The following is a 12,499-nucleotide window of genomic DNA, read 5'->3' as shown; positions in this document are numbered from 1 at the left end:
TGCGTGGGAACCGCCTATTCTAGGTTTTCCCGGTCCCTGAGTGGGCTCGTCGCGGTTCAGGCGGGCCCGGTAGTCCCGCCCGTCAGACCCAGCCGCGCGCCGCCATCGACTGCGGCGGCCCGTCGCCGACGACGAAGTGGTCCAGCAGGCGCACGTCGACCAGCGCCAGCGCCTGCTTCAGCCGTTGGGTGACGGCACGGTCGGCGACGGAGGGTTCTGCGCATCCGGAGGGATGGTTGTGCCCCACGATCAGGGCGGTGGCGTTGATGGCCAGCGCGCGGCGCGCGACCTCCCGGGGATGCACCTCGGCGCTGTCCACCGAGCCCTGGAACAGTTCCTCGAACCCCAGCACGCGGTGGCGGGTGTCGAGGAACAGGGCGGCGAACACCTCCTGCGACCGGCCGCGCAGCCGCTGCGCGAAATAGCGGCCGGCGGCCTCCGGGTCGCTGATGGCGTCGCCGCGTTCCAGCGAGGCGTGCAGCAGGCGGTTGCCCAGTTCCAGCGCCCCGGCCAGGGCGCAGGCGCGGGCCGGGCCCAGGCCGGGCAGCGTGGTCAGTTCGGACGGGGGGCGTTCCAGCAGGACACGCAGCGGACCATGCTGGGCCAGCAGTTCGCGCGCCGTGGCGACGGCATCGCGCCCGTGTAGGCCCGAGCCCAGGAAGATCGCCAGCAGTTCGGCGTCGCTCAGGCTGCCGGCACCCCGCGCCAGCAGCTTTTCGCGGGGGCGTTCGTGGTGGGGCCAGTCGCGGATGTGCATGGACGCACTGTGGTGCACGTGCGGGCTGTACGGCATCGGGCGGCAACGGCCGTTCGGGTAAGCTAATCGCCTGTATAAATGTAGGAATGGGCCGACGTGACGGGATCGGACAAGACACAGGGCCTGGCGGGACGTCGCCTGCTGCTGTGCGTGGGGGGCGGGATTGCCGCCTACAAGGCGCTTGAACTGGTGCGCCGCCTGCGCGATGCGGGCGCGCAGGTGCAGGTCGCCATGACCGCCGGGGCACAACAGTTCGTTACGCCGCTGAGCTTCCAGGCGTTGTCCGGGCACCCCACCCGCACCTCCCTCTGGGACAGCGCGGCCGAGCAGGCCATGGGCCATATCGAACTGGCGCGCTGGGCGGACCAGGTGATCGTCGCGCCCGCCACCGCCGACCTGATGGCGCGCCTGGCGCATGGGCTGGCCGACGACCTGGTCACCACGCTGTGCCTGGCGACCACCGCGCCGGTCATGATCGCGCCGGCGATGAACCACCGCATGTGGGAACATCCCGCCACCCAGGCCAACCTGGCCACGCTGCGCAGCCGTGGCGTGCGGGTGGTGGGGCCGAACGACGGGCCGCTGGCCGAGGGCGAATCCGGTCCCGGCCGGCTCGCCGAGCCAGGCGAGATCGTGGCCGCACTGGCCAACCGCGCCGGCGATGCCCCATCGGTGCCGCAGGACCTTGCCGGGTTGAAGGTGGTGGTCAGCGCGGGTCCCACCTATGAGGACCTGGATCCGGTCCGCTACCTGGGCAACCGCAGCAGCGGCAAGATGGGCTTCGCTGTCGCCGCCAGTGCCGCAAAGCGTGGCGCGGCGGTCACCCTGGTCGCCGGCCCCGTGCACCTGCCCACCCCGGCGGGCGTGACCCGGGTGGATGTGCGTTCCGCCGCGCAGATGCACCAGGCCGTGTTCGCCGCCCTGCCGGCCGACGTCTACATCGGCGCCGCGGCCGTGGCCGACTACACCCCGCGCGTGCCGGCCGCCGACAAGATCAAGAAATCCAGCGAATCGCTGGCGCTGGACCTGGTGCGCACCCCGGACATCCTGGCCGAGGTCGCGGCGCAGACGCAGGCGCTCAAGCTGGTGGTGGGCTTCGCCGCCGAGACCAACAACGTGGCCGAGTACGCGCGCAAGAAGCTGGAAGCCAAGCGGCTGGACATGATCGTGGCCAACCGCGTGGGCATCGCCGATGGCGGGTTCGAGAGCGACCAGAACGCGATGACGGCCTACTGGAAGGAAGGCGAGCGCAGCTTCGCCTCGGCGCCCAAGACGCAGCTGGCGGACGAACTGATCGACCTGATCGTGGAGCGACTGAACGCATGAGCGCATCCCGCACGGTGGAAGTGAAGCTGCTGGACCCCCGCTTCGGCGACGAATGGCCGTTGCCGGCCTACGCCACCGAGGCCAGCGCCGGCATGGACCTGCGCGCGGCGCTGGATGCACCGCTGGTACTGGAGCCGGGCGACGCCGCGCTGGTGCCCAGCGGCATCGCGCTGCATCTGGGCGACCCGCAGCTGTGCGCGGTGGTGCTGCCCCGCTCGGGGCTGGGGCATCGGCACGGCATCGTGCTGGGCAACGGCACCGGCCTGATCGACGCCGACTACCAGGGGCCGCTGCTGATCAGCGTCTGGAACCGCGGGCACGAGGCCTTCACCATCCAGCCGGGCGACCGCATCGCCCAGATCATGGTGCTGCCGGTCGTGCGCGTGAGCCTGCAGGTGGTGGATACTTTCGCCGACAGCGCACGGGGGACGGGTGGTTTCGGCCACACCGGCGTGCGGTGACAGGGGATAAGCCGATGAACACGACGAACGACAAGCGTCTGCGCATGCCCGTGGGCGATACGCGGCGTGCGCTGCCGTTGCTGGCGGTGCTGTTGCTGCTGTTGGCCGGCCTGCTGGCCTGGAGTGGGGTGCGCCAATGGCGCGATGCGGCCCTGCTTGAGGACATGCAGCGTGTCCGCGACGCGGCAGCCTCGGCGGTGGAGAGCGCGTACCGCGCGCAGACCGGACAGCTGGCCCAGCGCCTGGCGTCGGCACCGGTAAAGGCCGCACTGGCCCGGAACGACACCGCCGCCGCCGTCGCGGCGTTGCGCGAGGGATGGACGGGCGTGGAGCAGGTCGAGATCCACGACGGCGCGCTGGAGTCGGCCTATGCCGACGCGGCGGCCTTCGGCTTCAGCAAGCTCGCTCTGCTCGAAGCGGGCATGCAGGGCGAGGCGGTGGCGGCCCGGGTGGTGAAGGATGGCACGACCACGGCCTTCGGCTTGGCGGCGGCCGTTCCGCAGGGCGTGGTGTACGTACGCCTGCCCCTGGCGCAGCTGACCAGCGGGTTCGACGGTGTGGCCGTGCCCGGCGGTGGCTACCTGGCGCTGCGGCAGGGTGCCTTCAACGTGCGCGAGCGCGGCAACGCCGGCCTGCAGGATGGCGCCGAACGCATGGCGCACGCCGTCGGCAAGACCGGCCTGCGCGTGGCCACCGCCGTGCCGGACAGCGAACCGGGCCCGCTGGGCCTGGGCGCGATTTCCGCGCTGGTGGCCGCCGGCCTGCTGGCGGCACTGGCCGTACTGGCCTTGCTGGTCGCGCGGGGCGGTATACGCTTGCCCAGACTCGGAAAGAAAGGAGACCTCATGGACGAAACCGACGAGCCCACCCTGGGCGAAGCGCTGCTGCGCGAACCGCCGCCGACGCCTGCCGCCCGCGAGGCGCGCGCGCAGGAAGAGGGCGGCCCTCCCGATCGCAGCGCGATCGAGGTCGACCCGGGCATCTTCCGCGCCTACGACATCCGCGGCATCGTCGGAAAGACGCTGAACATCGAGGTGGCCGAACTGATCGGCCTGGCGATCGGCTCGGTGATGCGCGACGAAGACCTGGCCGACATCGTGGTCGGACGCGACGGGCGCCTGTCCGGGCCCGATCTGGTCGGCGGGCTGATCAGCGGCCTGCGCAAGGCCGGTCGCAACGTCATCGACATCGGCCTGGCGCCCACGCCGGTCGCGTACTTCGCCGCCTATCACCTGCGTACCGGCAGCAGCGTGGCGGTGACCGGCAGCCACAACCCGCCGGACTACAACGGGTTCAAGATCGTGGTCGGCGGCCAGACGCTGTCGGGCGATGCGATCACCGACCTGTATGAGCGCATCCGCGACAACCGGCTGCACGTCGCCAACGTGCCCGGCGACCTGCAGCAGCGCGACGTGTCGGCCGACTACATCCAGCGCATCGCCGACGATGTGCAGCTGGAGCGTCCGCTGAAGGTGGTGGTGGATGCCGGCAACGGCGTGGCCGGCGACATCGCGCCGCAGCTGCTGGAGGCGATCGGGGCGGACGTGATCCCGCTGTACTGCGAGGTCGATGGCACCTTCCCCAATCACCACCCCGACCCCAGCGAGCCGCACAACCTCGAGGACCTGATCCAGACGGTCAAGCGCTTCGATGCCGACATCGGTCTGGCCTTCGACGGCGACGGCGACCGGCTGGGCGTGGTGACCAGGGAAGGCGAGGTGATCTTCCCCGACCGCCTGCTGATGCTGTTCGCGGCCGACGTGCTGGAACGCAATCCCGGCGCGCTGATCATCTACGACGTGAAGTGCACCGGAAAGCTGCAGGGCTGGGTGCTGCGCCACGGCGGCACGCCGATGATGTGGAAGACCGGGCACTCGTTGATCAAGGCGAAGATGCGCGAAAGCGGTGCCGAACTGGCCGGCGAGATGAGCGGACATTTCTTCTTCCAGGAGCGCTGGTACGGGTTCGACGACGGCCTGTATTCGGCCGCCCGCCTGCTGGAGATCCTCGCCAACCGGGCCGAAACGCCATCCGAGGTGCTGGCGGCCCTGCCCGACGGCGTGTCCACGCCGGAGATCAAGGTGGATGTGCCGACGGGTACGCCCCACGAGATCGTGGCGCGGTTCGTCGAGGGCGCCAGCTTCGAGGGTGCGCGCCTGTCCACGATCGACGGCCTGCGCGCGGACTGGGACGATGGCTGGGGTCTGGTGCGCGCCTCCAACACCACCCCGATCCTGGTGCTGCGCTTCGAGGCGGACAATAGCGCGGCGCTGGAGCGCATCAAGGACGAGTTCCGCGCACGCCTGCAGGCGCTGGCACCGGAGCTGACGATGACGTTCTGAGGCCGCCGCCGGAACGGGAAGCCGACGACGCCGGGCATGCCCGGCGTCGTCGTGTCCGGCACCGGCTATCGCGCCGGTCAGAAAGCGGATCAGCGGCGGGCGGGTGCCTGCGCGTCGGGAGGCGTGTCCGACGGGGCGGTAGCGGCGGCTTCGGCCTGCTCCGCGGTGACGCCCTTCATCGCGCGGAAGCGCTGCAGGGTGTCGGCGATCTCCACGTCCAGCTCGGCACGCTGGCTTTCGAAGCTCTGCTGCAGACGGCGGGTGCGTACCAGTTCGGCATGGCGCTGGTGGATCGCGGCGGCCATCTCGGCAGTGACCGGCTTGCCGGCCAGCTCGCGGTCGCCAGCGGTCTGCAGCAGGCTGATCAGGCCTTCGCGCAGGCTGACCGCGTTGTAGCGCGCGGTCTGCACGTTGTTGTCGACGATGGCGGTGCGTTCGTTGAACACGCGGCGCAGGTCGTCCTCGCTGCGGTACGACAGCAGCATGGCGGCATCGGTGCGGCGGCGCGTCTCGGCGGCGGCGGCATCCATCTGCCTCTGTTGGGCTTCGACGGCGGCCTGGGCGCGCTCCTCGGCGGTCAGGGCCCGCTCCACGCCACCCGTGCGCAGGCCGCTGCTGGCGCTGATCTCGTCGCGCGCGGCATTCACGGCGTCGGCGGGCAGGGCGTCGCTGCAGACGCGCTGGCCCTTCTCCTGCCAGCAGAACAGTTTCTTGGCGCCAGCGGCGCCCTTGTCCTGCGCCAGCGCGCAGGGCATCGCCACCAGCGCAGCGGTGGCCAGCAGGATGGATGTGCGGACAGTCATGGCAGCCCCCTGCTGCATCAGTCCTGGGTCGCGCTGCCGTAGCGGGCCCGGTAGGCCAGCAGGTCGTCGCGATGGCGGACAAGGTCGGCGCTTTCGCCGGCAAATGCAAGCAGGTCGTGCAGGTTGGCCACGGCCACCACGGGGACGCCGGTTTCCTCGGCGACGGATTGCGCCGCCGAACGGCGCGGCGCGGCCGCGCCCGGTTCACCCAGCACTTCCTGACGGTCGAGCGCGACGACGATCCCGGCCGGGGTGCCGCCACCGGCGCGGATCAGGCCCAGCGCCTCGCGGATCGCGGTACCGGCGGTGATCACGTCGTCGACGACCAGCACGCGCCGGTCTTCCAATGGTGCGCCGATCAGCAGGCCGCCCTCGCCGTGGTCCTTGGCTTCCTTGCGGTTGAAGGCCACGGGCAGGTCGCGCCCGCGGCGGGCGAACTCGCAGGCCAGTGCCGTCGCCAGCGGGATGCCCTTGTAGGCGGGGCCGAACAGCAGGTCGAACGGCAGGCCGGCTTCTTCGATCGCGTCGGCATAGCAGGCGGCCAGGCCGGCCAGAAGCGAGCCGCTGTCGAAGCGGCCGGCGTTGAAGAAGTAGGGACTCTGCCGGCCCGATTTCAGCGTGAACTGGCCGAAGCGCAGGGCCTGCGCATGCAGGGCGAGCTGGAGGAAGCGGGCGCGATGGTCGGTCATGGGGGCAGGGACTGAACAGGACAGGGGACAGGATAACCGCCGCGGCCTGCGCGCCGCGCGGTCCGGCCGCCGGTTCGGGTACGCTTGCCCGGTTTCCGACGAACGACGTATCCATGCGCATCATCAGCTTCAACGCCAACGGCCTGCGCTCGGCGGCCACCAAGGGTTTCTTCGACTGGTTCGCCGCGCAGGACGCCGACGTGCTGTGCGTGCAGGAGACCAAGGCGCAGGAACACCAGCTGGCCGGGCCGGAATTCCTGCCCGCCGGCTACAAGGCCTGGTTCCGCGACGCGACCACCAAGAAGGGCTACAGCGGGGTGGCGATCTACGCCCGGCGCGAGCCCGATGAAGTGCGCACGGCGCTGGGCTGGGGGCCGTTCGACGACGAGGGGCGTTACATCGAGGCGCGCTTCGGCGACCTGAGCGTGGTCTCGTTCTACATCCCGTCCGGCTCGTCGGGCGAGGAGCGCCAGGGGTTCAAGTTCAGGGTCATGGAGTGGCTGGCGCCGGTGCTGGACGAGTGGCGCCGCAGTGGTCGCCACTACGTGCTGTGCGGCGACTGGAACATCGTGCGCAGCCGCCTGGACATCAAGAACTGGACCAGCAACCAGAAGAACTCCGGCTGCCTGCCGCCCGAGCGCGACTGGTTGAACGCGATGTGCATGGACGACGGCGGCTGGGTCGATGCCTACCGCGTGCTGCATCCGGAAGGCCAGGACTACACCTGGTGGAGCAATCGCGGCGCCGCGCGCGCCAACAACGTGGGGTGGCGGATCGACTACCAGTTCGTCACGCCGTCGCTGCGCGACCGCCTGAAGGCCTGCTCGATCTACCGCGAGCAGCGTTTCTCCGACCATGCCCCCTTCACGGTGGACTACACCTGATGACGACGACGGCGAGCGAACGTCCCGGCAAGCCTTCGGTCTGGCGTGCGTTCGCGCAGCCGTCGGCGTGGACGATGTTCTTCTTCGGCTTCGCCTCGGGCATGCCGTTCCTGCTGGTGGCTGGCACGCTGGCGTACTGGTTGACCGAGAACGGGCTGGAACTGAAGAACATCACCCTGATCGCGAGCGCCGGCCTGAGCTACACGCTGAAGTTCCTGTGGGCGCCGCTGGTGGATCGCTGGCGTCTGCCGTTGTTGTGTCGTCTCGGCCAGCGGCGCGGTTGGCTGCTGTTCGCGCTGGCCGTGGTCATCGTCGGCCTTCTGCTGATGGCGCATCTGACACCCGGCCGGCTGGCGCCCTTCGTCTGGGTCACCCTGATGACGGCGTTCGCCGGCGCCACACTGGATATTGCGGTGGATGCCTACCGCATCGAAATCGCGCCGCAGGAATCGCAGGGCGCGCTGCTGGCCACTTACTCGCTGGGCTACCGCATCGCGCTGATCATCACCGGTGCACTGGCCCTGATGCTGGCCGATCAGGTGTCGTGGCCGCTGGTCTACCAGGCCATGGCGGTCGTGATGCTGGTGCCGGTGGTGGCGGTCCTGCTGTCGCGCGAACCGGATGTGGTGCGGATACGGATGACGACGTGGAGCGAGGGCTTGCGGGAAGGCGTCGTGGAGCCGTTCGTCGATTTCTTCCGCCGCTTCGGTGCCGCGCTGGCCATCGCCCTGTTCGCCTTCATCCTGCTGGCGAAGATTTCCGACCAGTCGCTGGGCGGCGGCATCATGGCGCCGTTCTACCTCAGCCAGGGGTTCACCAAGACCGAGATCGGCGCGGTATCGAAGATCTGGGGCGTCTGGGTGGGCCTGGTCGGCGTGTTCATCGCCGGCATCGCCGTCGCGCGCTGGGGCGTCAAGTGGCCGCTGCTGGCGGGCATCGTGCTGGGGGCGATCAGCAACCTGCTGTACGTGTGGCTGATCGGCGCCGACGGCGACGTGTGGAAGCTCACGCTGGTGATCTCCGGCGAGAACCTCGCCCAGGGCTTCCAGGGCACCACGCTGGTGGCGTTCCTGTCGGCGCTGGTCAACCAGCGCTTCACGGCCACCCAGTACGCGCTGTTCTCGTCGCTGGTGATGCTGCCGGGCAAGCTGCTGGGCGCGGTGTCGGGCGGCATCGTGGAGCAGACGGGCTACGGGGTCTACTTCTGGATCACTGCCTTGGTGGCGATCCCGGCGGTCGCGCTGTTCTTCTGGCTGGCGCCGCGCATCCGGTTCGGCGGCGACCACGAGCCGGCAAGCGGCATCGACCGGTCGGTGGACGGCGCACCGGACTGAGCGCGTGCGCTAAAGTCCGGCCAAGGGGCATGCAGGGGACGGGGCAATGACCGACATCGTGCTGAAGGACGTGGATCCGATCCTCGCCGAGCGTATCCGCCGCGTCTCGCAGGCGCGGGGATGGCCGATCCACGACACCATCTTCAACCTGCTGGAGCAGGGCCTGTTCGTCTGCGAAGCGGAAGTGCGCGGCGGCTTCGACGATCGTGAAGTCAACGTGCTGGCCGAAGCCATCAGCGCTCTGAAGGACGTGCCGCCCGGCAAGGGTTTCTAGGCGGGGAACACGGTGCCCAGGATGCGGCGCCCCGAGGCGCCGGTGACGGCCGGCAGATTGCCGGGGCGACCCGACAGCGTTTCGCGGGCCAGCCACGCGAAGCCCATCGCCTCCACGTAGTCCGGGTCCAGGCCGTGCTGGGCGGTCGACTCCACGATGGCCTGCGGCAGGTAGGCGGCCAGTCGCGCCATCAGCGCCGCATTCCGCACGCCTCCCCCGCAGACGAGCACCCGGCGGGTGTCCGGTTGCGTCATCTGCAGCGCGTCGGCGACCGTGCGTGCGGTCAGGTCCAGCAGGGTCGCCTGTACGTCGGCGGGCGGCAGGACCGTCTCCCCCATGCGTGCCTGCAGCCAGTCCAGGTGGAAATGCTCGCGTCCCGTGCTCTTGGGCGGTGGCAGTGCGAACCACGGTTCGGCCAGCAGGCGCGCCAGCAGCGCCGCGTCGACCTGTCCGCCGGCCGCGAACGCGCCGTCGGCATCGTAGGCACGACCGGTGTGGCGCTCGCACCAGGCATCCATCAGCGCATTCGCCGGACCGGTATCGAAGCCGCGTACCGGGCCGGCGCTGGGCAGCAAGGTGAAGTTGGCGATGCCGCCCAGGTTGAGCACCGCCCGGTCTTCCTGCGGCGACCCCAGCAGCGCGGCATGGAAGGCGGGCATCAGCGGTGCGCCCTGGCCGCCGGCGGCAACGTCGCGGCGGCGGAAATCGGCCACCGTATCGATGCCGCTGCGTTCGGCGATGACGTGGCCATCGCCCAGCTGCCAGGTGAAGGGAGGATCGGCCTGCGGACGGTGGCGGATGGTCTGGCCGTGCGAGCCGATCGCCCGCACGCGGCCCCGCGGTACGCCGGCGTCCTGCAGCAGCGCCAGGGCCGCGTCGGCGAAGGCCAGCGCCACCGTCGCATCCAGCGCACCGAGCGCATCCAGCGACACGGTGTCAGCGCCCTGGCCCAGGGCGACCAGCCGGGTACGCGTCGCCTCGTCCCACGCGAACGTGCGGCCATGCACCAGCTGGCAGCGGAGCGCACGCCCCTCGCCCTCGAACCGGACCAGCGCGGCATCGATGCCATCGGCGCTGGTGCCGGACATCAGGCCCAGGTAGAGCGCGGAGGCGGAGGCGTCGGTGGCTTCGGTCATGCGGGAGGGTCGGGCAAAGAAAAAGGCGGGACAGTGTCCCGCCTTTTCGGATATCCCGCCATGTGCGGCCGGGTCAGCCCTTGCCGTTCTTCTTGGCCGGGGCAGGCTTGGCGGACGCCACGGCCGTGGCGGGCTTCGCCGCATCTTCGGCGGGGCCGACATCGGCGTAGATGATGTCCTCGACGGTGCGGATGCGCGCCAGCGCATTCGAGGTGTAGGTGCGGAATGCCGCCAGCTGCGCCCCGGACAGCGGCTCGGGGGGCGGCATCGTCACCGACAGCGGGTTGCGGTGCACGCCGTTGATGCGGAATTCGTAGTGCAGGTGGGGGCCGGTGGACAGGCCCGTCGTGCCGACGTAGCCGATCACGGTGCCCTGCGCCACGCGCTGGCCCTGCTTGATCTTGCCCAGCCGCGACATGTGCGCGTACAGCGTGGTGTGGCCGCGGCCGTGGTCGAGGATCACGGTGCGGCCGTAGCCGCCCTGCCAGCCGGCGAACTGCACGCGTCCGTCGCCTGCCGCCATGATCGGCGTGCCCGTCGACGCCGCGTAGTCCACGCCCTTGTGCATGCGCATGGTGCCCAGCACGGGATGGCGCCGCGCGCCGAACTTGGAACTCATGCGCGCATACGCGATGGGCATGCGGATGAAGTTCTTCTTCAGCGGTCGGCCGGCAGCGGTGAAGTACTCCGGCTTGCCGCCAGGACGGGTGAACCGGAAGCCGGAGTACAGCTTGCCGTCGACGGTGAAGGTGGCCGCCTGCACCGGTCCCGTGCTGATCAGTTCGCCCTCGCGCCAGGTCTGCTCGACCACCACGCTGAAACGGTCGTCCGGTCCCAGGTCGGAGTTGAAGTCGATGTCGTACTTGAAGATCTCGTCGGTCATCGAGTTGATGTTGGCCGACGTCAGCCCCGCCTTGCGTGCCGACCGGTTCAGCGAACGTCCCACCTTGCCGCTCAGCACGACGGTACGAGTGGTGGTTTCGCGCGCGATGACCCGCTCGGTGATCTTGTCGGCGCCGACCACCAGTTCCACGCGGTGGCTGGGGTCGCGGTCGTACCGCAGCGTGCGCAGGCCGCCGGTGACGGGCAGGTCGAAGGCGATCTCGGTGCCCGGCTTCAGGCGCGTCAGCGCCTTCTTCGCATCGCTGTTCTCCAGGATGCGATGCAGCGTGGCGGCGGGAATGCCCAGCTCCTCGAAGATCGCCCCCATGGTCTGGCCCGGCTTCACGCGGACCACCTGCCAGCTGTCGCCGGCGGTACCGGCCTGGCGCGCGGCGGACAGTTCGGGCAGTTCGAGCAGCAGGGTGTTGCGGGGCTGGGAGACGGGTGCCTGGATGGCGCTGGAGAAGCCCGGCACGATGGTGGCCATCAGCACGCCGATGGTGGTGAACAGGCTGGCGTGGATCCAGTGGCGGCGCGTCCAGCGGCCTTCCGGCAGGTGCCGCTTCACGGCGGTCTCCCGAAGCACGCCAAGGCGCTCGCGGAACTGTTGCTTGCGGCTGTTGCCGCCCCCATGACTCTGCATCAAGGTTGCACCCCGGGGCCAAGGCAAAGCCCCAATCGGCGTACCATAGACACGCGAAGACTTCGCGTCAAACCATTGAGTCGAATGGTTTTTTTGATTGGTATCACTGTTTACCTTCTTTTAACGGTAACTTCACCTCACTGACTTGCCCTTCACGGGCGCCCCCTGACTGGAACTGTTCCCTGTGTCCTCCGCTGAAGCTCTTGCCCTGATCGGCCGCGGTGCCGACGAAATCCTCAAGCCCGAAGAACTGGAGGCGCGCCTGAAGCTGGGGCGCCCGTTGCGCGTGAAGGCCGGGTTCGACCCGACGGCGCCCGATCTTCACCTGGGCCACACCGTCCTGCTCAACAAGATGCGGCAGTTCCAGGACCTGGGGCATCAGGTGATCTTCCTGATCGGCGATTTCACCGGGATGATCGGCGACCCCACCGGCAAGAACGTCACCCGCAAGCCGCTGACCCGCGAGGACGTGCTGGCCAATGCGCGTACCTACGAGGACCAGGTCTTCAAGGTGCTGGATCGCGAAAGGACGGAAGTCCGCTTCAACTCCGAATGGTTCGGCAGGATGAGCGCGGCGGACATGATCCGCCTCGCCGGCCAGCACACCGTGGCCCGCATGCTGGAGCGCGACGACTTCGCCAAGCGCTATGCGGCCCAGCAGTCCATCGCCATCCATGAGTTCCTGTACCCGCTGGTGCAGGGGTACGACTCCGTGGCGCTGCAGGCGGATATCGAACTTGGCGGCACCGACCAGAAGTTCAACCTGCTGATGGGCCGGGGACTCCAGGAGCACCACGGCCAGGCGCCGCAGATCGTGCTGACCATGCCGCTGCTGGAAGGGCTGGATGGCGTCAACAAGATGTCCAAGTCGCTGGGCAACTACATCGGCGTCAGCGAGCCGGCCATCGACATCGTCACCAAGACCATGAAGATCGGCGACGACCTGATGTGGCGCTGGATCGAGCTAC

The 12,499-nt window shown here is 69.5% G+C and carries 12 protein-coding genes (1 of these 12 cut by a window edge); 7 read left to right on the top strand and 5 right to left on the bottom strand.

Features of this window, described 5'->3' with window-relative positions; all coding sequences use genetic code 11:
• Positions 1-82: 82 nt before the first annotated feature.
• Positions 83-757, bottom strand: a complete 675-nt coding sequence (gene radC, locus V8246_RS10845; protein WP_336189150.1) for a DNA repair protein RadC — start codon at positions 755-757, stop codon at positions 83-85.
• 96 nt (positions 758-853) lie between these two features.
• On the opposite strand from radC, the gene coaBC reads away from it, so the two are divergent.
• From coaBC to V8246_RS10830, 3 genes are read left to right on the top strand one after another with little or no spacing between them, the layout of a single operon-like run.
• Complete coding sequence (gene coaBC, locus V8246_RS10840) at positions 854-2,083, top strand: bifunctional phosphopantothenoylcysteine decarboxylase/phosphopantothenate--cysteine ligase CoaBC (RefSeq protein WP_336189149.1); 1,230 nt, start codon at positions 854-856, stop codon at positions 2,081-2,083.
• A complete protein-coding gene (dut, locus tag V8246_RS10835; RefSeq protein ID WP_336189148.1) occupies positions 2,080-2,544 on the top strand; it encodes a dUTP diphosphatase in 465 nt (154 codons plus the stop codon). The genes coaBC and dut overlap by 4 nt, the downstream gene beginning before the upstream one ends.
• A gap of 14 nt (positions 2,545-2,558) precedes the next feature.
• Positions 2,559-4,886 (top strand): phosphomannomutase/phosphoglucomutase, encoded by a 2,328-nt coding sequence (locus V8246_RS10830; protein WP_336189147.1) that lies wholly within the window; start codon positions 2,559-2,561, stop codon positions 4,884-4,886.
• 89 nt (positions 4,887-4,975) lie between these two features.
• Here V8246_RS10830 and V8246_RS10825 read toward each other — a convergent pair whose 3' ends face one another.
• Positions 4,976-5,689 (bottom strand): hypothetical protein, encoded by a 714-nt coding sequence (locus V8246_RS10825; protein ID WP_336189145.1) that lies wholly within the window; start codon positions 5,687-5,689, stop codon positions 4,976-4,978.
• 17 nt (positions 5,690-5,706) lie between these two features.
• Positions 5,707-6,378, bottom strand: coding sequence for an orotate phosphoribosyltransferase (gene pyrE, locus V8246_RS10820; protein WP_336189144.1), 672 nt, complete (start codon positions 6,376-6,378; stop codon positions 5,707-5,709).
• 113 nt (positions 6,379-6,491) lie between these two features.
• Here pyrE and V8246_RS10815 point away from each other — a divergent pair, with 113 nt between their 5' ends.
• From V8246_RS10815 to V8246_RS10805, 3 genes are all read left to right on the top strand, one after another.
• A complete protein-coding gene (locus V8246_RS10815) occupies positions 6,492-7,262 on the top strand; it encodes an exodeoxyribonuclease III (RefSeq protein ID WP_336189143.1) in 771 nt (256 codons plus the stop codon).
• Between the two features lie 74 nt (positions 7,263-7,336).
• Positions 7,337-8,596 (top strand): MFS transporter, encoded by a 1,260-nt coding sequence (locus tag V8246_RS10810; RefSeq protein WP_336189503.1) that lies wholly within the window; start codon positions 7,337-7,339, stop codon positions 8,594-8,596.
• 46 nt (positions 8,597-8,642) lie between these two features.
• Positions 8,643-8,870, top strand: coding sequence for a hypothetical protein (locus V8246_RS10805; RefSeq protein ID WP_162110872.1), 228 nt, complete (start codon positions 8,643-8,645; stop codon positions 8,868-8,870).
• Here the strand turns inward: V8246_RS10805 and V8246_RS10800 are convergent.
• Positions 8,867-10,006 carry an anhydro-N-acetylmuramic acid kinase gene (locus V8246_RS10800; RefSeq protein ID WP_336189142.1) on the bottom strand — a complete coding sequence of 380 codons (1,140 nt, stop codon included), beginning with the start codon at positions 10,004-10,006 and terminating at the stop codon, positions 8,867-8,869. The two genes, V8246_RS10805 and V8246_RS10800, sit on opposite strands and share 4 nt — an antisense overlap.
• Positions 10,007-10,079: 73 nt before the next feature.
• Positions 10,080-11,531: a peptidoglycan DD-metalloendopeptidase family protein gene (locus V8246_RS10795; RefSeq protein ID WP_336189141.1), complete on the bottom strand. Its 1,452-nt coding sequence runs from the start codon at positions 11,529-11,531 to the stop codon at positions 10,080-10,082.
• A gap of 184 nt (positions 11,532-11,715) precedes the next feature.
• On the opposite strand from V8246_RS10795, the gene tyrS reads away from it, so the two are divergent.
• Positions 11,716-12,499, top strand: the 5' portion of a protein-coding gene (gene tyrS, locus V8246_RS10790; RefSeq protein WP_336189140.1) for a tyrosine--tRNA ligase. 425 nt of this gene lie beyond the right edge of the window; only the first 784 of its 1,209 coding nucleotides appear in the window; it begins with the start codon at positions 11,716-11,718; its stop codon lies beyond the right edge, outside the window.

This window comes from Pseudoxanthomonas sp. F11 (assembly GCF_037046485.1).
Classification (GTDB): Bacteria; Pseudomonadota; Gammaproteobacteria; order Xanthomonadales; family Xanthomonadaceae; genus Pseudoxanthomonas_A.
Note: the sequence above shows the minus strand (reverse complement) of the source record. Positions and strands in the feature narration are given on the sequence as shown.